This is a genomic window from Aliirhizobium wenxiniae, assembly GCF_014201355.1.
Lineage (GTDB): Bacteria > Pseudomonadota > Alphaproteobacteria > Rhizobiales > Rhizobiaceae > Neorhizobium > Neorhizobium wenxiniae.
This window is the reverse complement of sequence record NZ_JACHEG010000007.1, coordinates 69,418-95,615: the sequence shown is the minus strand read 5'-3', so window position 1 is coordinate 95,615 and position 26,198 is coordinate 69,418. Positions and strand designations below refer to the sequence as shown.

The following is a 26,198-nucleotide window of genomic DNA, read 5'->3' as shown; positions in this document are numbered from 1 at the left end:
GATCATCGGGAGGAGCCGACATTGAAGATCAAGTCCCTGGAACCATTCATCCTTCACTTGCCGCTAACATCGGCTTCGATTTCGGATTCGACCCATAGCATCACCCATTGGGGCGTGGTCGGGGTGGCGATCACCACGACCGATGGGCTGACCGGCTACGGTTTTACCGGAACGCATGCGCATCTGGCATCCGACCGGCTGATCACGGCCTGCATTCGGGATTGCTACGCGCCGCTTCTGATCGGCGAGGATGCCAATGACCATCAGCGGCTGTGGACCAAGCTTGCACGTTATCCTTCGCTGCAATGGGTTGGCCGGGCAGGCATCACGCATCTGGCGCTTGCCGCGGTCGATGTGGCGATCTGGGATCTGAAGTCGAAGAAGGCGGGCCTGCCGCTCTGGGCTTATCTCGGTGGCGCCAGAACCGATAGGCTCGAAGCCTATAACACCGATATCGGCTGGCTGTCCTTTTCGCTGGACGACCTTTTGTCCGGCTCGGCGCGCGCCGTCGAAGAGGACGGCTTCACCCGGATCAAGCTGAAGGTCGGTCACGACGATCCGAATGTCGATGTTCGCAGGCTTGCGGCCGTGCGCAAGCGCCTGGGGCCGGATGTCCGCATCGCCATCGACGGCAACGGCAAATGGGACCTGCCGACCTGCCTGCGCTTCTGCGAACGGGCGCGCGATCTCGATATCTACTGGTTCGAAGAGCCGATGTGGTATGACGACGTCGAGAGCCATAGATTGCTGGCGAGATCCTCGACCATTCCGGTGGCGCTCGGCGAGCAGCTTTATACGGTCGATGCGTTCCGCAGCTTCATCAATGCCGGGGCGGTTGCCTATGTGCAGCCCGATGTGACGCGGCTTGGCGGGATTACCGAATATATCCAGGTCGCCGATCTGGCGCTGGCGAACCGGCTGCCGGTCGTGCCGCATGCGGGCGAGATGAGCCAGGTGCATGTGCACCTGAGCTACTGGCATCCGGCCTCGACCATTCTCGAATATATTCCCTGGATCAAGGATCACTTCGAAGAACCGGCGGATGTCGTGGGTGGGGTCTACAAGCGGCCCGAAAAGCCGGGTGCCGGCACGACGGTGCTGGCCGACAGCTTTGCGCGCTTCGGTAAGAGCCTTGGCTGATCACTGGTGACAAAAACAGATCTGCCGCCCGGAGGCGGCAGATTGGGGTGGGGGATCTCACCCCATCCAAGCCTTGGGAGGCTTATTCGGCGGGCTGCAGGTTGCCCGGCACGTTGACGTTGGAACCCTTGGCAAGCGCCGCGTCCAGCATGTCCTTGTCGAGTTCGCCTTCCCAGCGTGCAACGACGATGGTGGCGACCGCATTGCCGACGAGGTTGGTCAGCGCGCGGCATTCCGACATGAAACGGTCGATGCCGAGGATAAGCGCCATGCCGGCGACCGGAACGGACGGAACGACCGAAAGCGTTGCAGCGAGCGTAATGAAGCCTGCGCCGGTAATGCCTGCCGCACCCTTGGAGGAGAGCATTGCCACGAGCAGAAGCAGGATCTGGTCGCCGAGCGACAGGTCGATGCCAGTTGCCTGGGCGATGAACAGAGCCGCCATCGTCATGTAGATGTTGGTGCCGTCGAGGTTGAAGGAATAACCGGTCGGGATGACCAGGCCGACAACCGAGCGCTTGCAGCCGGCACGTTCCATCTTCTGCATCAGGTTCGGCAGGGCAGCTTCCGAGGAGGAGGTGCCGAGTACGAGAAGCAGTTCTTCCTTGATGTAACGCAGCAGGGCGAAGATCGAGAAGCCGTTATATTTCGCAACCGCGCCGAGGATCACGACAACGAACAGGATCGCGGTGATGTAGAACGACAGGATGAGGAAGGCGAGGTTGGCAACCGAACCGATGCCGTATTTGCCGATGGTGAAGGCCATGGCGCCGAAAGCGCCGATCGGAGCTGCCTTCATCAGGATGGCGACGAGGCGGAACATCGGAGCGGTAAGCGCAGTCAGGAAGTCATGGACTGGCTTGCCCTTTTCGCCGACCATGCCGAGCGCGATGCCGAACAAGACGGAGAAGAACAGCACCTGCAGGATATCGCCCTGCGAGAAAGCGCCGACGATCGTGTCCGGGATGATGTTCATCAGGAAGCCGGTGATCGTGGTTTCGTGCGCCTTGGTGGCGTAAGCCGCAACAGCCTTGCCGTCGAGCGTGGCCGGATCGATGTTCATCCCGGCGCCGGGCTGCAGTACGTTGCCCACGATGAGGCCGACGATCAGGGCCAGCGTCGAGAAGGTCAGGAAGTAGAGCATCGCCTTGCCGGCGACGCGCCCGACCTTCTTGAGGTCCGACATGCCGGCAATGCCGGTGGCGACGGTCAGGAAGATCACCGGTGCGATGATCATCTTGACGAGCTTGATGAACGCGTCGCCGAGCGGCTTCAGGCTGGCGCCGAAATCAGGCCAGAAATGGCCGATCAGCATGCCAATGACGATGGCGGTCAGAACCTGAACATAAAGCTGGCGGTACAGCGGCACGGGGGCACGCGGCTGCGTGGATTCGGGTATTGCAATCATTTTGTCCTCCATCGCGCCACAACCAACCAGCTGGCTCTTCCCGGGCGCATTGATGTCGGAATGAAGGCAGCAAGAGGTGTGCCAGTTTGCCGCCTGCGGCATAAAGTCTTGATTACAATCGATTAAATTGCATTTCGTCATTTGCTCGCTTGAATTTGAGCGGATTTCCGCACGGGCATATTTGTATTGCGTGCGGATTTATGCTCAAGTTCATTTATGTCGACTCCTCAGATAGCCGAGCGCCTGCCGGCAATGCGCCGCACCTGGATCGTTTTCTGCCTTGTCGCTCTTGCGGCCTTTGGCGCGGCTTTTTACGTCGCGGGTGTTTATGGACGCGCGACGGCACTTGCCGGCCTGTCTTTGCAGGGCAGGACCGAAGCAAGCCTTAAAGTGGCGTTGCTGCAGGCAGTGCTTGAACGGCCGCGCGCGCTGCCTCTGCTCCTGGCGCAGGATCGCGATGTGGTCGACACGCTATCCTCCAACGATCCTGCTGCACGGATTGCCCTCAGCCGCAAGCTCGAGGAACTGATCGCACCGACCAAGGCGGCGGTGATCTATGTCGTTGCAGCCGACGGTATCGCGGTTTCGGCCAGCAACTGGCGCGAGGAAAAGAGCTTTGTCGGCAATGACTACACGTTCCGGAGCTATTTTTCCCGCGGCATGAAGGAGGGCGGAGCTGAGCATTTTGCGCTCGGTTCCGTCAGTAACCGGCCGGGTCTCTACATTTCATACCGGGTCGGTCCGCCGGAAAAGCCGCTCGGCGTCGTCGTCGCCAAGATGGAGTTCGATCAGCTTGAGGCTGACTGGGGCGATACGCAGCGGCCGTCTTTCGTCACCGACAACAATCATGTCGTGTTGATCACGACCATACCATCCTGGCGTTTCATGACCACGGAACCACTGCCGCAATCCAGCCTCTCGTCCATTCGTGAAAGCCTGCAATTCGGTGATGCGCCGCTTCTCCCCTTGCCGGTGACGCGGCTGGAAATTCTGGCGCCGGATGCGGATATTATCCGGGTTCTTCTGCCGGGCGGCGGGCAGATCCGCTACCTGCAGATCTCCATACCCGTCGCCTCGACCGGCTGGCACTTCCAGTATCTTCTGCCGATCGACGGAGCGGTTGCCGCGGATATGCGCGAGTTCCGGCTGATTGCCGCCCTCGTGCTTCTCGCCGTGCTGGCCCTGACGGCGGTCTGGATCCGCCGCCGGCAGATGGCGCAGGCGCAGATCATCGGCGCATTGGCGGCGCGTGAGGAGCTCGAACGGCGTGTCGATGAACGAACGCGCGATCTCAGCCTGACGCGTGACAACCTGCAGGCGGAAATCTCCAATCGCAAATCCACCGAAGTGAAGCTGCAGGCGGTGCAGCAGGATCTGGTACAGGCCAACCGTCTCGCCATCCTCGGGCAGGTTGCCGCCGGCGTAGCGCACGAAATCAACCAGCCGGTGGCGACGATCCGCGCCTATGCCGACAATTCAAAGATCTTTCTCGAACGGCAGCAGATACAGCCGGTGCAGGAAAATCTCGATCTGATCGCCTCACTCACCGAACGCATCGGCGCGATTACCGACGATCTGAAGGCGCTTTCGCGGCGCGGCCGCACGGCGGCCGAACCGGTATCGCTTTCGGAAGTGCTCGAAGGTGCGGTCCTTTTGCTGCAGAGCCGGTTCACCGGGTCGCTGGACATGCTGGTCATCGAGCCGATTGCGGAAAATCTGGAGGTGATGGGAAGCCGGCTGAGGCTGGAGCAGATCTTCATCAACCTTCTGCAGAACGCGCTTGAAGCGGTCGAGGGACGTGAGACGGGACAGGTCACCGTTTCGGCAATGGCGACCGATGACAAGGTTTCGATCGGCGTGGCGGATAATGGTCCGGGCATCGCGTCCGACATTCTCGCCGAACTGTTCCAGCCGTTCAATTCATCCAAGGAAAAAGGTCTGGGGCTCGGGCTGGTCATCTGCAAGGACATCGTGGCGGACTATGGCGGTCAGCTGGATGTCGAGACCGGCGACGCCGGGACCCGATTTACCGTTCATCTGAAAAGAGCCTGAACATGACCGCAGCCGTTCCCGTTTTTCTCATCGATGACGACAAGGACCTGTTGAAGGCAACCGCCCAGACGCTGAGCCTGGCCGGTTTCGATGTCCACTCGTTTTCTGCCGGCAGCGAGGCCCTGTCGCAACTCGGCGACGGTTTTCCAGGCGTGGTCGTCTCGGATATCCGCATGCCGGGGCTGGACGGATTGCAGATTTTCGACAGGATCTCGGGCCTCGATCGTGAATTGCCGGTTATTTTGATGACCGGTCACGGCGATATACCGATGGCGGTGAAGGCCATCCAGAATGGCGTTTACGACTTCATCGCCAAACCGTTTGCAACCGAACGGTTGATCCAGTGTGTCCGGCATGCCGCGGAAAAGCGGAGCCTTGTGATGGAAAACCGGCGGTTGCGGACTGCCGGTGCCGAAGCTGACGAAGGCCTGCCGTTGATCGGCCAGACACCGGTCATGGAGCGGTTGCGCCATATGCTTCGCCAGATCGCCGATACGGACGTCGATGTGCTGGTGACCGGAGAAACGGGCAGCGGCAAGGAAGTGGTTGCAAGCATTCTCCATTCATGGAGCCGGCGATCGGCCGGCAATTTCGTTGCGCTGAACTGCGGCGCTCTTCCGGAACAGGTGATCGAGAGCGAGCTTTTCGGCCATGAGGCGGGGGCCTTTACCGGGGCGCAGAAGAAGCGGGTCGGCCGTATCGAGCATTCGAGCGGCGGTACGCTGTTTCTCGACGAGATCGAGAGCATGCCGCTTTCCACCCAGGTGCAGATGCTGCGGGTTCTGGAAATGCGCGAGGTCACGCCGCTCGGCACAAACGAGGTGCGCCCGGTAGATTTGCGCGTCGTGGCAGCCTCCAAGGTCGATCTTGGTCACCCTGACCAAAGGGCGGTCTTTCGCGAAGATCTCTATTACCGGCTGAACGTCGTCACGCTGACGATCCCGCCGCTGAGGGAACGGCGCGAAGACATTCCGCTCCTGTTCAACTATTTCACCAGAAAGGCAGGACAGCGTTTTGGTCGCGAGGTTTCGGACCTGCCACGCCAGGTGGTCGATCACCTGCGCGATCATGCGTGGCCGGGCAATGTCCGCGAGCTTTCCCATTATGCAGAGCGATTCGTGCTCGGTCTCGAACCGTCTGCACCGCTGTCGGCACCGATGGCCAAGGCCGAAGATGGTGTGGGTCTGCCGGAGCGGTTGGAGCGTTTCGAGGCCGATATCATTCGCGAGACGCTGACCGAGTTCGGCGGGGACGTTCAGCAGACGATCATGGCGCTCGGCATCCCCCGCAAGACATTTTATGACAAGCTTCAACGTCATGGAATCGTTCGAAGTGACTACGCGGAACGCCGCTGAAAGCCCTGGATTTGCGAGGTTTTTACCGCGCTGTCGCGTGGGGTGACGGGATGGCCTAATCTTCGCTCGGCCTAAAATGATGCGGAAAAGACTGGTCTCGGAAACACCTGGTTAAGGTTTTCTTTTTATTAACAGGGACCGGTGTGATCACGTTGTTTGATGGTTTCGCGTACATGCATTTTCCGCCTTCCCGCAAAGACATTTCCCCAGTCGAAGACGCAAATTGGAGTGACGAACAGGAGTTCGTGGCCGCCAATGATGCGGAGCAGCCTCTGCCGTTGCCGGAGCCGATACCGGCGGTCGAGCTTGATCCGGAAAAGCTGCCGACATGGCAGCGCGCTTTCATTCTGGCGCCCAATGTGCGCTTTACCCGCACGCCCGGCCGCGGCCCTGCCAAGCAGGACGTCGTTATCGTCGAGGAGGCCGGCCATGCTGAGAACATCTCTCCAGCGCAGGCGCCGCAGCCGATCGCCATCTCCATGCCCGCGGGCCAGCCGGCTCCACATCATGCAAATACAGGTTCCCAAGTGACTAATCTCCAGCGCCGCATCGGCCAGGCATTCGCATCTTCCGCGCCTGCCGCTCCCGTTTCGCAGCCGATCGAGGCAGCCATGCAGCGGGTCGTTGAACAGCCGATCTATCGCCAGCCGGTTGCCGCTGATCCGACGCCTGCCCCTGTGCAGCCGGAAAGCATGCCGGCGCAAAACGCACCCGTCCGCCGCGTGACGTCGATCCCGGATCACCTGATCTGGGAGATGATGAGCCTTGGCGCTTCTGAAAACATCGAGCAGAAAGCCTCGCCGCGCGCATTGACTGCCGCACCTCAGGTCGCGCCGAAGCCAGTTCCCGCGGCGCTGAAGCCGACCGTCACCCGTTTCGTGCCGCCGACCCCCGTGCATGCTCCTGCTGCGCCTGTCGTCGTGGCCGCACCGGTCATTGCTCCTGTCGTTCACGAAGCGCCGTCCGCGATCGATCTTTATCGCCAGATTGCGATCAGGCAGGCGGCACCCGCTCGGATCGCTATCGAGCCTCAGGCCGTCCCATTCATCGATACCGTCGCTCTTGCAACGCCGGTCGAAGCAGTGGTTGAACAGCCTGTATTGGTGGCGGAGCCGGTCGAGATCCAGCCCCCCGCGCCGGTTGCCGTACGCAAGCCGCGGATGCTGACCTTTGCCGAGGACTACACATTCCCGGATATCGATCTGCTGCAGGTTGCCGAGCCGCGCGAAGAGCAGACGATGAGCCAGGAGGCGCTGGAACAGAGCGCCGGGCTCCTGGAAAGCATTCTCGAAGATTTCGGCGTAAAGGGCGAGATCATCGACGTTCGTCCCGGTCCGGTCGTGACGCTCTATGAATTCGCACCGGCTCCGGGCGTGAAATCTTCCCGCGTGATGAACCTGTCGGACGATATCGCCCGTTCGATGTCGGCTCTGTCCGCCCGTGTCGCCGTGATCCCGGGCCGCAACGTCATCGGCATCGAATTGCCGAATGTAGAGCGCGAGACCGTCTATCTGCGCGAACTGGTCGAAAGCAATTCCTATATCGGCACCGATTACCGTCTGCCGCTTTGCCTCGGCAAGACGATCGGCGGCGAACCGGTCATCGCCGAACTCGCAAAGATGCCGCATCTTCTCGTCGCCGGCACGACCGGCTCCGGCAAGTCGGTCGCCATCAACACGATGATCCTGTCGCTGCTTTACCATCTTCGCCCGGAAGAATGCCGGTTGATCATGGTCGACCCGAAGATGCTGGAACTCTCCGTTTATGACGGCATCCCGCATCTGCTGACGCCGGTCGTGACAGATCCGAAGAAAGCCGTTCTGGCGCTGAAATGGGCCGTGCGCGAGATGGAAGAGCGTTATCGCAAGATGTCGCGCCTCAACGTTCGCAACATTGACGGCTTCAACGCCCGCGTTGCCGAAGCGCGCAACAAGGGCGAGACGATCATGATCAGCGTGCCGGTCGGTTTCGACCGCTCGACCGGCGAGCAGGTGTTCGAGGAACAGGCTCTCGATCTGACGGCATTGCCCTATATCGTCGTCATCGTCGACGAGATGGCCGACCTGATGATGGTTGCCGGCAAAGAAATCGAAGGCGCGATCCAGCGTCTGGCGCAGATGGCGCGTGCCGCCGGTATCCACCTCATCATGGCGACCCAGCGTCCGTCCGTCGACGTCATCACCGGCACGATCAAGGCGAACTTCCCGACCCGTATCTCCTTCCAGGTCACGTCGAAGATCGACAGCCGCACGATCCTCGGTGAGCAGGGTGCCGAACATCTTCTCGGCCAGGGCGACATGCTGCATATGAAGGGCGGCGGGCGGATTGCCCGTGTCCACGGCCCGTTCGTCTCCGATTACGAAGTCGAGAAGGTCGTCGCGCATCTGAAGACTCAAGGCCAGCCTTCCTATCTCGGCAGCGTCACCGAGGACGAGGAAGAGGATGGCGTCGAGGAGGAGGAAGATGCAGCTGTCTTCGACCAGACGTCAATGGGTGCGGAAGACAATGGCGACGATCTTTACGAGCGTGCCGTCAAGATCGTCCAGCGCGACAAGAAGTGCTCGACCTCCTACATCCAGCGCCGCCTGTCGATCGGCTACAACCGCGCCGCCTCGCTGGTGGAGCGGATGGAGAAGGAAGGCCTCGTCGGCGCGCCGAACCATGTCGGCAAGCGCGAAATCCTTGGCCCACAGCAGGTACAGCCGCGTCCCGCTGAGGAATAGGATTTATCAGAGAGCCGCTTAGGCGGCTTTCCATTTCATCAGTGATCGTTCGGCCATCGACAGAAGGTCGAAGACGAGGATCGCAAGGGCGGCGACAAGAAGCGCGCCCTGTAAGATGAAGGCGAGATTGTTCGACTGCAATCCTGCGATAATGACCTCGCCGAGCGTCTTTGCCGCCACCGTCGAGCCGATCGTGGCGGTGCCGAAGCCGATGACGGTCGAGATCTTGATGCCGCCGACGATCATCGGCAGGCTGAGCGGCAGTTCGATCTGCCGAAAAATCTGGATGGGCGTCATGCCATTGCCCTTGGCGGCATCGGTTATGTTCGGCGGCACCGTCGTCAGCGCCGTCATCGTATTTTCGAAAATCGGCAGAAGAGCGTAGAGGAACAGTGCGACCAGCGTCGGCCCGTTGCCGAAACCCATGGCGGGAACGGCCAGTGCCAGCACCGCGACCGGCGGAAATGTCTGGCCGATATTCACCACGGTTCGGGCAAGCGGCAGGAATTCGGCACCGAACGGGCGGGTGACGAGGATCGCCAGCGCCACCGCAATGATGGTTGCGAAAAGCGTGGCGATGAACACCATGCGCACATGCAGCAGCGTCAGGGCGGCAAGATCGCCCTGATTGTAGATTGCCGGTGCATTGGCCTGAACCAGAGGCCTGAAGACGAAGTCGAAACTCTCCGGTGAGGCGAGAAAGCCGACCACCAGCAGGAGAAGAATGATGCGGGGTGCAAGGCGAACAAGGCTCATTGCGGCCTGACCGCCTGGCGCAACAGTGTCTGCAATCTCACACGACCGAGCGGTTTTCCGTCAGTCGAGACGACAGGAAGCGCATCCGCGCCGCTCCACATCAGGGCCGCCAGAGCGTCCTGCCGGGTTCTAACCGCTTCGATAGGTTCTCCCTGAGCCTCTCCCGGTTCGATGAGCCCGGCGACAGTGTCGAGCGCAAGAAGCCGGAACGGACGGTCGAACGCGCCGACCAGCCCTTCGACAAAGGGTGTCGCCGGTGCCTTCAGGAGGTCGATGGGGCGGCCGTATTGCAGGAGCATGCCCTTGTCCATCACGGCGATCGTGTCGCCGAGATGGAATGCCTCGTTGATATCATGGGTGACGACGACGATCGTCGTGCCGAAGCGTTTCTGGATCGCCAGCAACTCGTCCTGCGCCTTGCCACGCAGAACCGGGTCCAGCGCGCCGAAGGGCTCGTCCATCAGCAGGATTTTCGGTTCGGCGGCAAGCGCGCGGGCAACGCCGACACGTTGCTGCTGGCCGCCGGAGAGCTGATGCGGATAACGGTCGGCGAAAGCGGCCGGATCGAGCTGGAAGAGATCAAGAAGTTCGTCAACCCGGGCGTTGATCCGCGTCCTGTCCCATTTGAGCAAGCGCGGCACGGTTGCGATGTTTTCGGCCACCGTGCGATGGGGAAACAGGCCATGGCCCTGGATCGCATAACCGATCCGTCGTCTGAGTTCGTGGCCGGGGATGTTTCGCGTGTCTTCCCCGCCGATCAGGATCGTACCTTCGTCCTGCGAAACGAGCTGGTTGATCATCCGCAGGAGCGTCGTCTTGCCCGAGCCGGATGTGCCGACAAGAACGGCGATCGTGCCCTCGGGAACCGCGAATGACACGCTGTCGACCACGGCCTTGCCGCCATAACGCTTGGTGACGGACTGGATATCGATCATGCGGGACGGACCTCGCTGCCGGGTGCTTTGCTGAAATCCACCAGCGCATCGAGCACGATGGCGGCGACGAAGGACATGGCGACGGTCGGGAGCGCGCCAAGCAGGACAAGATCCATCGCCGACTGACCCAGCCCCTGGAAGACGAAGACGCCCATGCCGCCGCCGCCGATCAGCGCCGCGATCGTCGCCATGCCGATATTCTGGATGAGGACGATGCGGATTGCCGCAAGCAGGCTCGGAAAGGTCAAGGGGAACTCGATGGAGAAGAGACGCTGCAGGTCGGTCATGCCGGCTCCACGGGCCGCATCATTTGCCTCGCGCGGCACGTTTTCGAGACCGGCGACCGTGTTGGCAACGACCGGCAGAAGCGAATAGAGCACAAGTGCTACGAAGGCCGGAGCCGTGCCGATGCCGGATATGCCGATTGCCGCAGCACCGGGAATGTGCGCCGCCATCCAGCCAAGCGGCAAGATCAGAAGGCCGAACAGCGCGATCGAGGGGATGGTCTGCAGGATATTGAGCATATTGAGCGCTGCCGCACGCAGCCATGATACGCGATGGCAGACGACGCCGAGCGGCAGACCGATCAGGAAGGCGACCAGCATGGAGCCGAGCGCGAGCATCGCATGACGCGACATCTCTGCCCAAAAGGCGTCGGCCCGGTTGGCATATTCCTTCATTACCGAGATATCGGCGAGAATGCCGGATGCGAATATGCCGCCAACGGCCACGATCGCGATGAGGAGCAGCATCAGCCGGACGGTCGGTGAGAGCTTGAGCTTGGCGATGACATCGATGAAGGCCAGCGAGAGAGCGAAGAGAAGCAGCCAGAAGCCAGAGCCGGGTGACACGCGTGCATAGGAATTGCCCGGCGGCAGTCCCGCATTGGCGGCACTACCGAGGGCCAGTATCACGGCAAGCAACGCGGCCGTCACGATTGCCAGCCGTGCCGAAGCCGGAAGGCGAAGAAGCAGGCACAAGCCGACGATAACCAGCGCAGCAGCAAGCGCGATACTGCTCACGGAAGGGAGCGCATCGATCAGCATCTGCCCCTGACCCTCAAGGATACGGTTCGGCTTGACCACGATGAAGGGCAGCAAAAAGGTCGAAACCAAGATAAGAGCGGCCATCAGCACACCCGTCTTTTCCAGCCCTCTGCCTTTGTGCAAGCGGTTGCCCCTTCTATCGTGTCGAAGCCCTGTCGGCCTTACTTGAGGAAGCCGTTTTTCTTCAAAAAGTCCTCGGCGACAGTCTTTGCCGGCTCGCCGCCGACCTGTACGCGGCCGTTCAAATCCTGCAGTGTCACGAGATCGAGCTTCTCGAAGACGGGTTTCAGCAATTCGGCGATCTTCGGGTTCTTTTCGAGCGCAGCCTGGCGAATGATCGGGGCCGGTTGATAGACAGGCTGCACCTTCTTGTCGTCATCGAGCACGACGAGGCCCGAGGGGGCGATGCCGCCATCCGTGCCATAGACCATAGCCGCATTCGCGCCATTCGTCTGATTGGCGGCTGCCGCGATCGTTGCCGCGGTGTCGCCGCCCGAAAGCGTGATCAGCTGTTCCGGCTTGAGCTTGAAGCCATAGGTGGTCTGGAAGGCGGGGAGCGCGGCTGCCGAATTGACGAACTCGGAGGATGCCGCCAGCACGATCTCGCCGCCGCCGGCGATGAACTTGCCGAAATCAGAGAGCGTCTTCAGCTTGTTTCCCTCGGCAACATCCTGGCGGACGGCGATGCCCCAGGTGTTGTTGGCGGGCGAAGGTGTGAGCCAGACGATCTTGTTGGCGTCAAGATCGAGCTTCCTGACGGTCTCATAAGCCTGTGCCGGATCCTTCCAGGCGGGATCATCGGCCTTCTCGAAGAAGAAGGCGCCGTTGCCGGTATATTCCGGATAGATGTCGATCTCTCCGGCGGTGATCGCCTTGCGCAGCACGGGCGTAGCACCGAGCTGGATGCGGTCGGTCGCCTCGATATTATTGGCTTTCAGGACCGACAGGATGATGTTTCCGAGGACACCGCCCTCGGTGTCGATCTTCGACGAGACGACGACCTGTGCCGATGCCGCCGTGGCAGAGAGGGACAAGGCGAGTATAAAGCCCGCGAACTTAGTGGTGAGCGACATCGGAACTTCCCTGGTTTCCTGGAACCGGCCGCAATGCCGGCGCGTTTGATGAAGTGGTTCGCAGGAAAGCTAGAGCGCCGGTCAAAAGTGTCGAGGACGATTCGACTAACGAATGCCCGGAAGTGGAAAAACCTTCGTTTTTTTATCGAGTTAAGGCGAAAGGGGGTGCACTGGAAAGTTGGTTGTCGAAATCCGTCACAATGTCGGCACTCGGGTCGCCGTTAACTTGACATGAGGTTGCTCCGGCATAATGTCGCACCTGGTTCGTTCTATTAGAATGGAGAAAGATTCACGATGAATATGGACCTCTCGAGGCGCAGCTTTATGAAGCTCGCTGGGGCAGGGGTTGCGGCGACTTCCATGGGCGCTCTGGGTTTCAGCGAAGCTGAAGCCGCTGAAATCGCTCATGTGCGGCCATTCAAGCTGGCCACAACCACGGAAACCCGCCAGACCTGTCCCTACTGTTCCGTCGCCTGCGGCATCATCATCTATTCGAAGGGCGATGTGCGCAAGGGTGGCAATGCGGAAGTCGTCCACATCGAAGGCGATGTCGACCACCCCACCAATCGCGGGACGCTCTGTCCCAAGGGGGCGGCGCTCAAGGACTTCGTAAAGTCCCCGACACGCCTCCTGTACCCGATGCATCGCAAGCCCGGTTCGGACAAGTTCGAACGTATGTCCTGGGACGAGGCTCTCGACCGCATCGCGCGGCTGATGAAGGACGACCGCGACGCCAACTTCCTCGCCAAGAACGAGAAGGGACTGGATGTCAACCGCTGGACGACGACGGGCATGCTTGCAGCGTCGGCCACTTCCAACGAAACGGCTTGGGCAACTTTCAAGTTCGCCAAGTCCATAGGTATAGTCGGTTTCGATAATCAGGCACGCGTCTGACACGGCCCCACGGTGTCCAGTTTGGGCCCAACTTTTGGCCGTGGTTCAATGACGAATGCTTGGACCGACATCAAGAATACCGACCTCGTCGTCGTCATGGGCGGCAACGCGGCGGAAGCTCACCCCTGTGGTTTCAAATGGGTGACGGAAGCAAAGGCCCATCGCGGCGCCAAGCTGATCGTCGTTGACCCGCGCTATACCCGTACGGCCTCCGTATCGGATTATTACGCGCCGATCCGCCAGGGTACCGACATCGCCTTCCTCAACGGGGTGATGAAATATTGCATCGATAACGGCAAGGTGCAGTGGGAATACATGAAGGCGTTCACCAACGCCTCGTTCATCGTGAAAGACGGTTTCGGCTACAAGGATGGCTTGTTTACCGGCTATGACGAGGAAAAGCGTGACTACGACAAATCCACATGGGATTATGTCTTGGGCGATGACGGCTTTGCCGTGACCGACCCGACGCTTGAGCATCCACGTTGCGTCTGGAACCTGTTGAAGGAGCATCTCGCCCCTTACACGCCGGAACTGGTCGAACAGGTCTGCGGTACGCCGAAGGAGAAATTCCTCAAGGTTGCCGAGATGATCTCGGAATGCTCGACGCCGACCAAGACGATGACGTCGATGTATGCGCTCGGCTGGACCCAGCATTCCAAGGGTTCGCAGAACATCCGCGCCATGGCGATGCTGCAGCTGATCCTCGGCAATATCGGCGTACGCGGTGGCGGCATGAACGCCCTTCGCGGCCACTCGAACATCCAGGGTCTGACGGACCTCGGCCTGATGTCCCATCTCCTGACCGGTTATCTGACGATGCCGACGGAGAAGGACACCGACTTCGACACTTATATGTCGACGCGTCAGTTCAAGCCGCTTCGTCCGGGTCAGACCAGCTACTGGCAGAACTACAAGAAGTTCATGGTCTCCTTCCAGAAGGCCATGTGGGGTGACGCTGCGACAGCCGAAAATGGCTGGGCGTTCAACTACATACCGAAACTCGACGTTCCGGCATACGATGTCCTTCGCATGTTCGAACTGATGAACAGCGGTAAGGTGAACGGCTATATCTGCCAGGGTTTCAACCCGATCTTGGCCTTCCCCAACCGGGCCAAGATCACGTCTTCTCTGTCGAAGCTGAAGTTCATGGTCACCATGGACCCGCTGGAAACCGAGACCTCGCGGTTCTGGGAAAATCACGGCGACTTCAACGACGTGGATACCGCATCCATCAATACCGAAGTGTTCCAGCTGCCGACAACCTGCTTTGCAGAAGAAGACGGCTCGCTGACCAATTCGGGCCGTTGGCTGCAGTGGCACTGGCAGGCAAGTTCGCCTCCGGGCGAAGCCAAGCATGACAGCTGGATCATCGCGCAGCTTTTCCTGCGCATGAGAGAATTGTATCGCAAGGAAGGCGGCGCCTTCCCCGATCCGATCCTCAACCTGTCGTGGAACTACGAGGACGAGAACGAACCGACGGCGGAAGAGCTGGCGAAGGAGATCAACGGCCGTGCGCTGAGCGATCTCATGGACCCGACCGATCCGAGCAAGGTTCTGGTTGCCGCCGGCAAGCAAGTGGTCAACTTCTCGCAGCTTCGCGACGACGGTTCGACCATGGCCGGCTGCTGGGTGTATTCCGGCTGCTGGAACGAGCAGGGCAACAATATGGGCCGTCGTGACAACCACGATCCGGACGATACCGGTGCCTATCTGGGCTGGACCTTCGCCTGGCCGCTGAACCGCCGTACGCTCTATAACCGCGCGTCGGCGGACATCAACGGCAAGCCGTGGGATCCGACCCGCAAGCTACTCGAATGGGATGGTTCCAAGTGGACCGGTTATGACGTTCCGGATATCGCCCCCACGGCGAAACCCCAGGATGTCGGCCCCTTCATTATGAACCAGGAAGGCGTCTCGCGTCTGTTCGCTCGCGGCATGATGCGTGACGGTCCTTTCCCGGCTCATATGGAGCCCTTCGAAAGCCCGGTCGAAAACGTCTTCAATCGAAAGATGCGCGGCAACCCCGTTGCCCGTGTATTCGCATCGGATGCAGCCCAGCTCGGCACGTCGGCGGAGTTCCCCTATGCGGCGACCTCCTACCGCCTGACCGAACATTTCCACTACTGGACGAAGCACAACCGGGTGAACTCGGCGCTTCAGCCGGAATTCTTCGTGGAGATTTCGGAAGAGCTGGCCGCGGAAAAGAAGATCGAACATGGCGGCTGGGTCCGCGTGTGGTCGAAACGTGGTTCGGTAAAGGCCAAGGCCGTGGTGACGAAGCGCATCCGGCCCCTCATCTGCGACGGAAAGCCGGTTCATATCGTCGGCATACCGCTGCACTGGGGCTTTACCGGCTCGGCGAAAAAGGGCTTTGGCCCGAACTCGCTCGCAGCCTTTGTCGGTGACGCCAATATCGAGACCCCGGAATCGAAGGCGTTCCTCGTCAATATCGAGCCTTCGACCGCACCCAAGGACAAGGAGGCAAGCGTCTGATGGCCAATACCATGGACAGCCCGCGCACCGCCGTCAGCAATCCGCCGGTGCAACCGATGGAGACCAACCTCACGCAGCGCGACCTCATCCGGCGCTCTGCAACATCCGAGCTGCCGCAACCCGAGCGGCAGCTCACTCCCGTCGCAAAGCTCATCGACGTGTCGAAATGCATCGGCTGCAAAGCCTGCCAGTCGGCATGTGTGGAGTGGAACGACACCAATCCGGAAATCGGCGAGAATGTCGGCGTCTATACCAACCCGCACGACCTTTCCGCCGATATGTTCACGCTCATGCGGTTCTCCGAATGGATAAACCCTGAGACCGACAATCTGGAATGGCTGATCCGCAAGGACGGTTGCATGCACTGCGCCGATCCTGGCTGTCTGAAGGCCTGCCCTTCGCCGGGTGCGATCGTGCAGTATTCGAACGGCATCGTCGACTTCGTGCATGAGAACTGCATCGGCTGCGGTTATTGCGTGAAGGGCTGCCCCTTCAATATTCCCCGCATCTCGAAGACGGATCACCGTGCCTACAAATGCACGCTCTGTTCCGACCGTGTTGCCGTCGGTCAGGGGCCTGCCTGCGCCAAGGCCTGCCCGACGCAGGCGATTGTCTTCGGCACCAAGGAAGACATGAAGAAACATGCGGAAGGCCGCATCGCCGATCTGAAGTCGCGCGGTTATGCCAATGCCGGTCTTTACGATCCGCCGGGCGTCGGCGGCACACACGTCATGTATGTGCTGCACCATAACGACAAGCCGCATATCTATGCGGACCTGCCGGACAACCCTGCCATTTCCGCCGTCGTGCAGACGTGGAAGGGGGCGACCAAATATGCTGGCCTCGCAGTGATGGGGCTTGCTGCGGCAGGCACAATCCTGCACGGCCTGTTCGCCAAGGCCAATCGCGTGTCGAAACACGAGGAACAGGAAGCCCAGGAAGCCGTTGATCACGCCGACAAGCGTGAGGAGAACGCCTGATGAGCAGTCTAACGGATAACACCTCCGCCAACGTCGCAGCCGCCAAGGCTGGTGCCGAAGACACGATCCGGCGTGGCCCGCCAGTCGAGGTCGTTCGCTATGGCGTCGGCAAGCGCATCAACCACTGGATCACGGCGATCAGCCTGATCCTACTGTTGCTGTCCGGCCTCGCCATGTTCCATCCGTCGCTGTTTTTCCTGACCGAACTCTTCGGCGGTGGGCAGATGACGCGCTGGATCCACCCATGGATCGGCATCGTGCTGTTCTTCTCGTTCTTCATCCTCTTCGCACAGTTGTGGAAGCTGAACCTGCCGAACCGGGACGATGTGAAATGGGCCTCGCAGATCGGCGACGTGATCGGCGGACATGAGGAGCGTTTGCCGGAACTCGGCAAATACAATGCCGGTCAGAAGTTCATCTTCTGGGGCATGGCCTCGTTGATCATCGTGCTGATTGCGACCGGCATCATGGCGTGGGAACAGTATTTCGGTCTGCTGACAAGCATTCCGACCCAGCGCATCGCGCTTCTGGTTCATTCGCTTGCAGCGGTTGCGATCATCCTGGTCTTCATACTGCATGTCTATGCGGCGATCTGGACGCGTGGCACGATCAGCGCCATGACGCGGGGAACCGTGACTGGTGGCTGGGCATGGCGCCACCATCGCAAGTGGTTCAAGGACATGGCTGGACGCGGCAGGATCGATCCGGCAGAATGAAAACGGGGCGTTGCGCGCCTGTGCGTGCGACGCCCCCATAGGTTTCAATGACGCATCTGCTTGTGAGGCTCTTTGCCATCAAAGCAATGCGCGACAGGAAGCTGTGGCCGGTCGGCCCTGCGAGGTAGAATGTCCGTATCATCCCTACAGCCTGATCCCTCGATGATCGGGGGCATCTCCAAGGCGCCTTTCTCCCTGATGCCGAACCCGGCCCGTTTTTTCAGGGAACGGGCGACACGCTTCGAGGTTCTGGCCGAGACCAGCAATCTCGCGCCTTATCTCAAATTCCTCGCAAGTATCGCACGTATCCAGGCGGATATCGTTTCCGAGCTTGAGCCGGTGGAGCCGGTCGAGGCCGAACAGATTGCTCGTGCCCGCGAAGCCGCCATGCCGCCGATCGATCGTTCTGCGATGATCCGGTCGGATGATTACCGCAAAACCTTGCGGCTGTTCCTCGACCGTGCAAAGGCCCTGGAAATGCCGGCAGCAGCGGCGGAAGCGCTGAAAGCAGTGAGCGCCGCCGATGAAGAGACGGTTGGCTGGATGGCGGAGAACGTCATTGCCGACAGCCTGCCGGTCGAAAGCCTCGCGCACCATCTCTATGTTGCAGCCGCGACGCAGGTTCATGCGGCTCGTCTCGCAGCAGGGCTTGATGGCAAGGCGCTGGTGCCGGTATCGGTCGGTGTCTGTCCTTCCTGTGGGGGAAAACCGGCTGGCTCGATGGTGATCGGCGTGCAGGGGGCGGAAGGAGCGCGTTACGCGTGCTGCTCCTGTTGCTCGACGATGTGGAACGAAGTCCGGGTGAAATGCATCGTCTGCGGCTCAACCAAGGGTGTCGGCTATCGCGCGGTCGAGATCGATGGCGGCGAGGACGCCGTGATCAAGGCCGAGACCTGCGACAGCTGCAACAGCTGGAGCAAGATCCTCTACCAGAATAAGAACCCGACGCTGGAAATGATTGCCGATGATGTTTCAAGCCTCGGCCTCGACCTTTTGATGAAGGAAACCGACTATCGCCGTGCGGGTTTTAATCCCTTTCTGATCGGATACTGAGCCGATGCCGGGATTAGCCGATCTTCGCCATCTGCCATCAGTTGACCGGATGATGAACCTGCATTCAATTGCGCCTTTGCTAGAGCGCCATGGCCGCGTCGTGGTGACCGACGAGTTGAGGGGCGTGCTTGTCGATATCCGGGAAGCGGTGAAGGCCGGCGCCGATGTTCCGGATGAGGCGGGTGTGCTCGCCTCGCTGATCAGCCGCCTCGGTTATCTGGATAAATCAAACCTTCGGCCGCTGTTCAACCTCACAGGCACAGTGCTGCATACCAATCTCGGACGGGCGCTACTCGCCGAAGAAGCAATCGCCGCGGCAGTTGACGCGATGCGGGATGCAGCAGCGCTCGAATTCGACCTCGATACCGGCCGGCGTGGTGAACGTGACAGCCATCTGCGCGAACTGCTCTGTGAACTGACCGGCGCCGAGGATGCGACGATCGTCAACAACAATGCAGCGGCAGTTCTGATTTCGCTCAATGCGATCGGTGCCGGGCGTCAGGCGATCGTTTCACGCGGTGAGCTGATCGAGATCGGCGGCGCATTCCGAATGCCCGACATTATGGAGCGCGCCGGGGTTGAGCTAGTTGAGGTCGGCACGACCAACCGCACGCACGCGCGAGACTACATTAAGGCGGTTGGGCCGGAGACGGCGCTGATCCTCAAGGTTCACACCTCCAACTACCGGATCGAAGGGTTTACGGCGGAGGTTGAGGGTGCCGAGCTTGCGAGGATCGCCAGGGATCTGGGGGTTGCGCTGCTGAACGATCTCGGATCCGGCACGCTGGTCGATCTTTCTCGCTACGGGCTCGCCAAGGAGCCGACCGTGCGCGAGGCTGTAGCGGAAGGCGCCGATCTCGTGACGTTTTCCGGCGACAAGCTGCTTGGCGGGCCGCAGGCGGGCTTCATAGTCGGCCGCAAGCACCTGATCGCCGAAATCAACCGTAACCCGCTGAAGCGGGCGCTGCGGGTCGACAAGATCCGCATCGCTGCGCTTGCCGCAACTCTGAAACTCTATCGTGATCCGGACCGACTGGGCGAACGCCTGCCGACTCTGCGCATGCTGTCGCGCAAGCAGCCGGAAATCCGGGCGCAGGCGGAGCGTTTGTTGCCACAAGTCACATCGCTGCTGCAGCGACAAGGTTACGGTGTCGAGATTTGCCCGTGCTCGAGCCAGATCGGCTCCGGGGCGTTGCCGGTCGATACTGTCCCGAGTGCCGGGTTGCGGATCACTGCCGCATCGGGCAGTGCGCTGGAAGGACTGGCGTCACTGTTTCGCTCGTTGCCGCGGCCGATCCTTGGGCGGTTGCAGGATGGCGCCATGGTGCTGGATCTGCGTTGCCTTACCGATGAAAATTCCTTCATCGCGAGCCTTTCCGAGGGGACCGGTCATGCGCTGGCTTGACCGGCTGCGCGGCAAGGCGACGGAAACTGCGGCTGATACGGTTTCTGTCAAGATGGAACATGCTCTGGCTGCGGCCAATAGCGGAGATTACGATACGGCGCTTGCGCTTTGGGAGCCCTTGGCGCGTATGGGCGTTGCCCGCGCACAAAACAATATTGGGGCCTGTTTCGCCGAAGGGCTTGGCGTGCCGTCAGATCGTCCGCTGGCGTTGAAATGGTTGACGCTTTCGGCGGAAGCTGGAGATCCCGTCGGTCAGCGTAACTGCGCGGCTTTTTACATGCAAGGTTCGGATGCCACTGGCTTGGATGCCGATCCAGCTAGAGCCGCAGTACTTTATCGGCTTGCGGCCGAACAGGATGACGCGCCATCGCAGGATATGCTGAGCTGGCTTTTGCTTGAGGGCGAAATCATTGGGTTTGATCCGGCAGAGGCAAAGCTCTGGGCCGAACGCGCGGCCGAAGCGGGTGTTGCCACTTCGATGACCCGGCTCGGCATGCTCTATCACAACGCCATCGGTGTCGATCGCGATCCTGTCAAGGCCGTCTCCTGGTGGCGCAAGGGGGCCGCAGGAGACGACGCGGATGCGCAGGCGATGCTGGGAGCTGCCTACCATATGGGTGCAGGAGTGCCGGCCGACCGCGTTGCTGCACTCGCATGGCTGCTTCGTGCCCTGGCTGGCGGCAGCGCTCTGGCCCAGCCATTTCTGAATGCGGCTCGCGAAAACCTCACTTTGGCCGAAACGACGGACGCTGAACGCCGCGCGAAACTGCCGCTCTCGGAGATGATAGCTGCGGGAGACAAGTCATGATCATCGGAACCGCAGGCCATATCGATCATGGCAAGACGGCGCTTGTTAAAGCGCTGACCGGTACCGATGCCGACCGACTGAAGGAAGAAAAGGCGCGCGGCATCACCATTGATCTCGGTTTTGCCTATGCCAGGTTTTCAGGCGATGCCGTCACCGGTTTTATCGACGTGCCCGGCCATGAGCGCTTCATCCACACCATGCTGGCGGGTGCAGGTGGAATTGACTACGCGCTGTTGGTGGTGGCGGCCGATGACGGGGTCATGCCGCAGACCCGAGAACATCTCGCCATTCTGGACCTGCTCGGCATCGACCGTGGTGTCGTAGCGCTGACCAAGGCTGATCTGGCGGATGAGGAGCGGACCGCCACGGTTTCCAATGAGATCCAGGACCTGCTTGCCCCTACGCGCTTGAGCGGTATCGATATTCTGCCGGTCTCTGCGCTGACAGGTCAGGGCATCGAGGAGCTGAAGTCGATCCTTGCCGAGGCGGAGCGGGCAACTGTTGAGACTGCGATCGAGGGCCGCTTCCGTCTTGCCGTCGACCGTTCTTTCACGCTTTCGGGTGCCGGCACCGTCGTCACCGGCACGGTTCTTTCCGGTTCTGTTGCTATTGGCGATGCGGTGACCGTGTCGCCTTCGGGCCTGTCGGCCCGTATCCGCTCCATCCACGCGCAAAACCAGAAAGTCGAGCGCGGGTTTGCCGGGCAACGCTGCGCGCTCAATCTCGCCGGAGAGGCGATCGCCAAGGATGCAATCCATCGCGGCGACATGGTGGTCGATCCTCTCCTGCACGCTCCGACTGACCGGATAGATGCCGAGCTCTCGGTGTTGGCGAACGAGCCCAAGGCGATCGGCCAGTGGTTTTCGGCGCGTTTTCATCATGAAAGCGTTGAAACCGGAGTGCGCATAGTGCCGCTCGAAGGACCGGTGGCGCCGGGCACGACCGGTCGCGTGCAGCTTGTGCTCGATCGTGCGATCGCAGCAGCGGTTGGTGATCGTTTCATCCTGCGCGATGTCTCGGCTCAACGCACCATTGGCGGTGGATACCTCATCGACCTGAGGCCGCCCGCCAGAAAACGGCGCACGCCTGAGCGGCTAGAACAGTTAACGGCCGCGAGCAGGCCCACTGCAGCCGAACAGCTTGCCGCATTGCTGGATACCGCGCCCTATTTGGTCGATCTCGACGCATTTGCCCGCGACCGTGCGATGTCACTACCGCAATTGACGGCCGTGACGGACGCAGCCGGTATCGTGTTGGTCGAAGCTGGAGGTGTCGGTTACGCCATGTCGGCCGCCCATCGCGCGGCCTTCTCCACCCAACTGATCGAACTGTTGACGACCTTCCACGCGGAAAACCCGGAGTTGCAGGGCCAAGGGCGCGAGCGGCTGCGCATGGCTATGACGCCGCGTCTTCCGGCACCTGCTTTTCTCGCCGTCATGCGCGCCGAAGCCGCGGTCGGCAATATCGTGCTTGAAGGCGCGTTTCTACGCTTGCCCACCCATGTGGCGCAGTTGGGGGAGGAAGAGGAAGCACTTTATTCCGAAATTCTGCCGCATCTCACCGGTGAAAACCGTTTCCGCCCGCCGCGCGTGCGCGATCTTGTCGAACTGATCAGTGCCGAAGAGCGCGAGATCCGGCGTGTACTGAAACTTTGTGCCCGGCTTGGTCGTGTTGACCAGATCCGCCACGACCACTTCTTCACCCGCGAAACCACGGCGGAGATGGTGCGGTTCGTGCGCGAGCTGGCAACCGTGGCGGAACATGGGGAATTCGTTGCCGGATCCTTCCGGGACCGTGTCAACAACGGTAGAAAGGTCGCGATCGAAATCCTCGAGTTTTTCGATCGCCATGGTGTGACCTTGCGGCGAGGGGATCTTCGCCGTATCAACCCGCATCGGCTCGACCTGTTCGGCTTGTCCGGTCCTGATGCCGAAAATGGAAGAGAATCGTCCCCGGTGGGGCGTCCGGACTTCAAATCCGGGTGGGGCAGCGACGCTGTCTTGGGTGGGTTCGACTCCCATTCTCTTCCGCCATCAGGAGAAAGTCATGAGTAGTGCTCCCGCCGATAGCGATTTCGACGACTGGGTGATCGACACCTATGCCGAGACCGGCTCTTTCACCATGCTCTTCATTCTGGTCTCGATCACGGAAATCAAAGTGGAACTGCTGCGCTCCGCTTATCTGCATGTGGTGGGCGACGAGTTGCGCTGGCCCGATATGACGAACCTTTTTAAGGGCGCTGGTGTCAACTGGTCGGGCGCCGTGTTCTACCGTGCCGGCCGTGAGGGGCTTGTCGAAGATCGGGAGGCCAAGGTGCGTTTGGCTTCACTGGTGCGTAAGCTGGAAGAGGACCGCTCGCTGATCCGCGATGGCGAGTTTTTCAATAAGGATGGGCTTCGGCTGATGATTGAGGAAATCAAACCGCACTGATCGCAGCATACTTCCTCAAATAAAAAGCCGCCCGAAAGGCGGCTTTATTCGATCAGGAGACGGGTATCAGACCGTGATTTCCTTGGAGGAAATCGAATAGGCGAATGTCTTCGGGCTTAGACAATCCACTTCACCGCGCGATGTGAAGGCTGCGGGATACATGAAGAAATTCTGGCGGATTTCGTTGCCCGGCAGGGTGATGTCACGGGCTGTGTTGTAACCAATCCAGTTCATTTCCCAGTTGCCGAAAGCCTTCTGGCGGAAAGCCTGGACGGCATCGTTGTCGAGCGGCAGCTTTTCTTCAAGCACGACCTTGCGGACATCGGCCGGGTCGACAGGAACCCAGCCCTGGCCTTCAAGATAGACTTCGGCGCGACAGTGCTGTGCACCGGTAATGTCGCCGGCGCGGCCGAGCGCCTTGAATTGTTCCGATGTCGCCACGCGAACACCAAAGACGTCACGGGCAGGAAGGCTGGCGGCCCGGGCAAGCGCCGTGTACAGGCTATTGATATCGGCGCATTTCCCGCCGAAATAACCGCTTTCCAGCATGTCCTTCACATTACCGACGCCGCAGCCGGCGACATTGGCATCGCGGAAGGTGTTTTCGACGACCCAGTCATAGATGGCGCGGGCCTTGTCCTCGTCTTTCTCACGGGCGCCGACGATCTTCATCGCCGTATCCTTGACGATGCCGTCGATCGGCGCGCTCGGCGTGGCGACGAGAGCGGCATCAAGTTCGGCCCGTGATACCGAAACGCCGTCGGCGGTGCGATTGCGTGTCTGGACCGTCTGGGTGAATTCGATGCTTCGCTTTCCGTCAGCCTGCCACTCGACAGAAAGAATATCAGCGCCGGATGTGGAATCCTTCTTGATTGCGATCTGCTTCGAATCGGACATCCAGTGCGGCGCAGATGCCTTCTGGTATTCGCCGGCCGACTGGGCAACAGGCAGCCACAGCTTTGCCGAGCCTGTCGTGTCGGTGAGGTCCACCTTGGTGGTTACCTCGAATGTGCGCCATGCGCCGGTATCAGCCACTTTGTCGGCAGCAAAAACCGGGCTGGCGCCGCGGGAAGCGAATGCAGCGGCAACAGAGGCAGTTGCGGCATGGCTGAGAAAACGGCGACGGTTCAACATAATGGGTCCAACTCCTGTCGACTGCGCATCACGCTGAACCAAACTTGTTTCAAGGCGTACAATGCGCGGCTCAAATTGCGATATAATGTCGCCTGGACTTACTCCTTTGCCGCAGTCGGCGAAACAGGAATCGCAATTTTCAAGCTTTTTTGAGCGGTTCAGTCGGAAATCAGCACCCCTGTCTGACCTCTGCCCCACCACCTGCGGGCTGCTCGCTGGGTACTGCCATGGCGAGATCAAGACCGCGCGCAGTTGGTGGCTGCCATGTTCTGGATTCCGGCAGCGCGCCTTGGGGATTAGTTCCCATATGGGCGCCGCCTGTACCGCCGGTCCAGCCGGTCGAACCTATATTTCCGGGCGCGGTCCCATCAGCACTCCGGCGATCTGGCGCAGTTGCTGCTTCTGCCTTATTGGCTGAATTGCAGTTGCCCTTGCCTTCAAGGCTTTGGGCCGAAGGCGGAGAGCCGCTATTAGGTGTTTGGGCTATCGCCGGAACACTTGCCATCGCCAAGGCGGAGGCGGCGAGAGAGGCCAGAAGTGTGGCGCGGAAAACGGGCATCATGGGAACTCCTTCCTTTGCCCACAACGCTTGTGCACAAAGGCGAGTTCCCTTGGATAATCCGATTGGGTGAACGGATCAGATGAAGTCGATCAGCGGTTGACGACAATGCCGGCTGCGCCGTCTTCTACCGTGCCGACAACGGTCGCCAGGGGATAACCCGCATCCCGCGCCTGACCTACCAACGCATCTGCCTTGTCGGCCGCGACGGCGACCAGCAGGCCGCCAGACGTCTGCGGATCGGCCAGCAACATTCTCTGCCATTCCGGCATATCTTCCGGCAGCGTAATCGCATCGCCATAGCTCGCCCAGTTGCGGACCGACGCTCCGGTAATAAAGCCCTGTTGCGCAAGTTCCTCGGCCTTCGTCAGAAACGGGATGTCGGCAAGGCTGAGCCTCAGGGTCAACCCGGAGGCGCGGGCCATTTCCAGACCGTGGCCGAGAATGCCAAAGCCAGTAACGTCGGTGATGGCGTGAACGTCGGGATCGGCGGCAAGCGTTGTGCCGACCTTGTTGAGCAGTGTCGTCGAGGCGATCATCTCGTCATAAGCTTTTTTCGGGAGAGCATTCTTCTTGATAGCAGAGGAATAGATGCCAATGCCTATGCCCTTGGTGAGGATGAGCTTGTCGCCGGCCTTTGCTCCGCCATTGCGGCGCACCTGACTAGGGTGACAGATGCCGATTACGGCAAGACCATAGATAGGCTCGACGCTGTCGATGGAATGACCGCCCGCAACCGGGATGCCAGCTTCAGCGCAGATCGATGCGCCACCTTCGAGGATTCTGGAAATCTTTTCCGGCTCCAGCTTGTTGATCGGCATACCCAGGATCGCAAGCGCCATGATCGGCTTTCCGCCCATGGCATAGACATCGGAAATTGCGTTGGTGGCGGCGATGCGGCCGAAATCGTAGGGGTCGTCCACCATCGGCATGAAGAAATCCGTGGTGGCGATCACGCATGTATTGTCGTCGATCTGCCAGACAGCGGCGTCGTCGGACATCTCGTTTCCGACCAGAAGCTGTGCGAAAGGCTGCGCGGCCGGCTGGCCTGCCAACAGTTTCTGCAGGACGGCGGGTGCAAGCTTGCAGCCGCAACCGCCACCATGGGCAAGCTCGGTCAGACGGGGAGACGACATATCCATGGTATTCCTCCTTCGGAGCGTGCCGCAGATTGCGGTTCGTGTGGCATGGGTTATGGAGGTGATAACGCCTTGATAACCGCGCGTCTATCACGT

General features: G+C 60.4%; 19 protein-coding genes, 1 tRNA gene and 1 pseudogene. 13 read left to right on the top strand and 8 right to left on the bottom strand.

The genetic code is table 11. The annotated features are described in order from the left end of the window. Window positions 1–21: 21 nt before the first annotated feature. Window positions 22–1,140 (top strand): mandelate racemase/muconate lactonizing enzyme family protein, encoded by a 1,119-nt coding sequence (locus HNQ72_RS23480; protein ID WP_183995853.1) that lies wholly within the window; start codon window positions 22–24, stop codon window positions 1,138–1,140. 82 nt (window positions 1,141–1,222) lie between these two features. Here HNQ72_RS23480 and HNQ72_RS23475 read toward each other — a convergent pair whose 3' ends face one another. Beyond that, window positions 1,223–2,548 carry a dicarboxylate/amino acid:cation symporter gene (locus tag HNQ72_RS23475; protein WP_183995851.1) on the bottom strand — a complete coding sequence of 442 codons (1,326 nt, stop codon included), beginning with the start codon at window positions 2,546–2,548 and terminating at the stop codon, window positions 1,223–1,225. A gap of 216 nt (window positions 2,549–2,764) precedes the next feature. Here HNQ72_RS23475 and HNQ72_RS23470 point away from each other — a divergent pair, with 216 nt between their 5' ends. The 3 genes from HNQ72_RS23470 to HNQ72_RS23460 all read left to right on the top strand — a co-directional run bounded on the left by HNQ72_RS23470 (window position 2,765) and on the right by HNQ72_RS23460 (window position 8,678). Continuing rightward, complete coding sequence (locus tag HNQ72_RS23470) at window positions 2,765–4,600, top strand: sensor histidine kinase (RefSeq protein WP_183995849.1); 1,836 nt, start codon at window positions 2,765–2,767, stop codon at window positions 4,598–4,600. A 2-nt stretch (window positions 4,601–4,602) separates the two neighbouring features. After that, entirely contained in the window at window positions 4,603–5,955 is a 1,353-nt protein-coding gene (locus tag HNQ72_RS23465) for a sigma-54-dependent transcriptional regulator (protein ID WP_183995847.1), read from the top strand. 173 nt (window positions 5,956–6,128) lie between these two features. Continuing rightward, window positions 6,129–8,678, top strand: a complete 2,550-nt coding sequence (locus HNQ72_RS23460; RefSeq protein ID WP_183995845.1) for a DNA translocase FtsK — start codon at window positions 6,129–6,131, stop codon at window positions 8,676–8,678. 18 nt (window positions 8,679–8,696) lie between these two features. On the opposite strand, the gene HNQ72_RS23455 is transcribed toward HNQ72_RS23460, so the two are convergent. The 4 genes from HNQ72_RS23455 to osmF form a co-directional block, all read right to left on the bottom strand. Further along, a complete protein-coding gene (locus HNQ72_RS23455) occupies window positions 8,697–9,434 on the bottom strand; it encodes an ABC transporter permease (RefSeq protein ID WP_183995839.1) in 738 nt (245 codons plus the stop codon). After that, window positions 9,431–10,369, bottom strand: coding sequence for an ABC transporter ATP-binding protein (locus HNQ72_RS23450; protein WP_183995838.1), 939 nt, complete (start codon window positions 10,367–10,369; stop codon window positions 9,431–9,433). The genes HNQ72_RS23455 and HNQ72_RS23450 overlap by 4 nt, the downstream gene beginning before the upstream one ends. Continuing rightward, window positions 10,366–11,499: an ABC transporter permease gene (locus HNQ72_RS23445; protein WP_183996123.1), complete on the bottom strand. Its 1,134-nt coding sequence runs from the start codon at window positions 11,497–11,499 to the stop codon at window positions 10,366–10,368. The genes HNQ72_RS23450 and HNQ72_RS23445 overlap by 4 nt, the downstream gene beginning before the upstream one ends. Window positions 11,500–11,576: 77 nt before the next feature. Next, a complete protein-coding gene (osmF, locus tag HNQ72_RS23440; RefSeq protein ID WP_183995837.1) occupies window positions 11,577–12,488 on the bottom strand; it encodes a glycine betaine ABC transporter substrate-binding protein OsmF in 912 nt (303 codons plus the stop codon). A 294-nt stretch (window positions 12,489–12,782) separates the two neighbouring features. Between osmF and fdnG the strand changes: the two genes are divergently transcribed. The 9 genes and pseudogenes from fdnG (at window position 12,783) to HNQ72_RS23395 (ending at window position 23,270) form a co-directional block, all read left to right on the top strand. Next, the gene (fdnG, locus tag HNQ72_RS23435; RefSeq protein ID WP_183995835.1) at window positions 12,783–15,878 is read left to right on the top strand and encodes a formate dehydrogenase-N subunit alpha; all 3,096 of its coding nucleotides are present in this window, start codon (window positions 12,783–12,785) and stop codon (window positions 15,876–15,878) included. Continuing rightward, complete coding sequence (fdxH, locus tag HNQ72_RS23430) at window positions 15,878–16,858, top strand: formate dehydrogenase subunit beta (RefSeq protein WP_373289483.1); 981 nt, start codon at window positions 15,878–15,880, stop codon at window positions 16,856–16,858. The genes fdnG and fdxH overlap by 1 nt, the downstream gene beginning before the upstream one ends. After that, on the top strand, window positions 16,858–17,574 hold the full coding sequence (locus HNQ72_RS23425) for a formate dehydrogenase subunit gamma (protein ID WP_183995833.1): 717 nt from the start codon (window positions 16,858–16,860) through the stop codon (window positions 17,572–17,574). The genes fdxH and HNQ72_RS23425 overlap by 1 nt, the downstream gene beginning before the upstream one ends. A 129-nt stretch (window positions 17,575–17,703) precedes the next feature. Beyond that, window positions 17,704–18,627 (top strand): formate dehydrogenase accessory protein FdhE, encoded by a 924-nt coding sequence (gene fdhE, locus HNQ72_RS23420; RefSeq protein ID WP_183995831.1) that lies wholly within the window; start codon window positions 17,704–17,706, stop codon window positions 18,625–18,627. A gap of 4 nt (window positions 18,628–18,631) precedes the next feature. After that, window positions 18,632–20,032: an L-seryl-tRNA(Sec) selenium transferase gene (gene selA / locus HNQ72_RS23415; protein ID WP_183995829.1), complete on the top strand. Its 1,401-nt coding sequence runs from the start codon at window positions 18,632–18,634 to the stop codon at window positions 20,030–20,032. Further along, the gene (locus HNQ72_RS23410) at window positions 20,019–20,840 is read left to right on the top strand and encodes a tetratricopeptide repeat protein (RefSeq protein ID WP_183995828.1); all 822 of its coding nucleotides are present in this window, start codon (window positions 20,019–20,021) and stop codon (window positions 20,838–20,840) included. The genes selA and HNQ72_RS23410 overlap by 14 nt, the downstream gene beginning before the upstream one ends. Continuing rightward, window positions 20,837–22,750: pseudogene (gene selB / locus HNQ72_RS23405) on the top strand (selenocysteine-specific translation elongation factor); the annotation flags it as partial. The gene HNQ72_RS23410 and the pseudogene selB, both read left to right, overlap by 4 nt. Window positions 22,751–22,777: 27 nt before the next feature. Beyond that, window positions 22,778–22,873: transfer RNA gene (locus HNQ72_RS23400), tRNA-Sec, on the top strand. Between the two features lie 13 nt (window positions 22,874–22,886). Next, complete coding sequence (locus tag HNQ72_RS23395; protein ID WP_183995826.1) at window positions 22,887–23,270, top strand: hypothetical protein; 384 nt, start codon at window positions 22,887–22,889, stop codon at window positions 23,268–23,270. A gap of 66 nt (window positions 23,271–23,336) precedes the next feature. On the opposite strand, the gene HNQ72_RS23390 is transcribed toward HNQ72_RS23395, so the two are convergent. The 3 genes from HNQ72_RS23390 to selD form a co-directional block, all read right to left on the bottom strand. After that, on the bottom strand, window positions 23,337–24,404 hold the full coding sequence (locus HNQ72_RS23390; protein ID WP_183995824.1) for a transglutaminase-like domain-containing protein: 1,068 nt from the start codon (window positions 24,402–24,404) through the stop codon (window positions 23,337–23,339). Between the two features lie 169 nt (window positions 24,405–24,573). Next, a complete protein-coding gene (locus tag HNQ72_RS23385) occupies window positions 24,574–24,966 on the bottom strand; it encodes a hypothetical protein (protein WP_244654510.1) in 393 nt (130 codons plus the stop codon). Window positions 24,967–25,055: 89 nt separating this feature from the next. After that, on the bottom strand, window positions 25,056–26,105 hold the full coding sequence (selD, locus tag HNQ72_RS23380; RefSeq protein WP_183995822.1) for a selenide, water dikinase SelD: 1,050 nt from the start codon (window positions 26,103–26,105) through the stop codon (window positions 25,056–25,058). Window positions 26,106–26,198 lie beyond the last annotated feature (93 nt).

Excerpts from the sequence above, each read along its gene's own strand:
- HNQ72_RS23475 (WP_183995851.1), bottom strand. The coding sequence starts at position 2,548 with ATGATTGCAATACCCGAATCCACGCAGCCGCGTGCCCCCGTGCCGCTG.
- HNQ72_RS23470 (WP_183995849.1), top strand. The coding sequence starts at position 2,765 with ATGTCGACTCCTCAGATAGCCGAGCGCCTGCCGGCAATGCGCCGCACC.
- HNQ72_RS23465 (WP_183995847.1), top strand. The coding sequence starts at position 4,603 with ATGACCGCAGCCGTTCCCGTTTTTCTCATCGATGACGACAAGGACCTG.
- HNQ72_RS23460 (WP_183995845.1), top strand. The coding sequence starts at position 6,129 with ATGCATTTTCCGCCTTCCCGCAAAGACATTTCCCCAGTCGAAGACGCA.
- HNQ72_RS23455 (WP_183995839.1), bottom strand. The coding sequence starts at position 9,434 with ATGAGCCTTGTTCGCCTTGCACCCCGCATCATTCTTCTCCTGCTGGTG.
- HNQ72_RS23450 (WP_183995838.1), bottom strand. The coding sequence starts at position 10,369 with ATGATCGATATCCAGTCCGTCACCAAGCGTTATGGCGGCAAGGCCGTG.
- HNQ72_RS23445 (WP_183996123.1), bottom strand. The coding sequence starts at position 11,499 with ATGGCCGCTCTTATCTTGGTTTCGACCTTTTTGCTGCCCTTCATCGTG.
- osmF (WP_183995837.1), bottom strand. The coding sequence starts at position 12,488 with ATGTCGCTCACCACTAAGTTCGCGGGCTTTATACTCGCCTTGTCCCTC.
- fdxH (WP_373289483.1), top strand. The coding sequence starts at position 15,878 with ATGGCCAATACCATGGACAGCCCGCGCACCGCCGTCAGCAATCCGCCG.
- HNQ72_RS23425 (WP_183995833.1), top strand. The coding sequence starts at position 16,858 with ATGAGCAGTCTAACGGATAACACCTCCGCCAACGTCGCAGCCGCCAAG.
- fdhE (WP_183995831.1), top strand. The coding sequence starts at position 17,704 with ATGTCCGTATCATCCCTACAGCCTGATCCCTCGATGATCGGGGGCATC.
- selA (WP_183995829.1), top strand. The coding sequence starts at position 18,632 with ATGCCGGGATTAGCCGATCTTCGCCATCTGCCATCAGTTGACCGGATG.
- HNQ72_RS23410 (WP_183995828.1), top strand. The coding sequence starts at position 20,019 with ATGCGCTGGCTTGACCGGCTGCGCGGCAAGGCGACGGAAACTGCGGCT.
- HNQ72_RS23395 (WP_183995826.1), top strand. The coding sequence starts at position 22,887 with ATGAGTAGTGCTCCCGCCGATAGCGATTTCGACGACTGGGTGATCGAC.
- HNQ72_RS23390 (WP_183995824.1), bottom strand. The coding sequence starts at position 24,404 with ATGTTGAACCGTCGCCGTTTTCTCAGCCATGCCGCAACTGCCTCTGTT.
- HNQ72_RS23385 (WP_244654510.1), bottom strand. The coding sequence starts at position 24,966 with ATGATGCCCGTTTTCCGCGCCACACTTCTGGCCTCTCTCGCCGCCTCC.
- selD (WP_183995822.1), bottom strand. The coding sequence starts at position 26,105 with ATGGATATGTCGTCTCCCCGTCTGACCGAGCTTGCCCATGGTGGCGGT.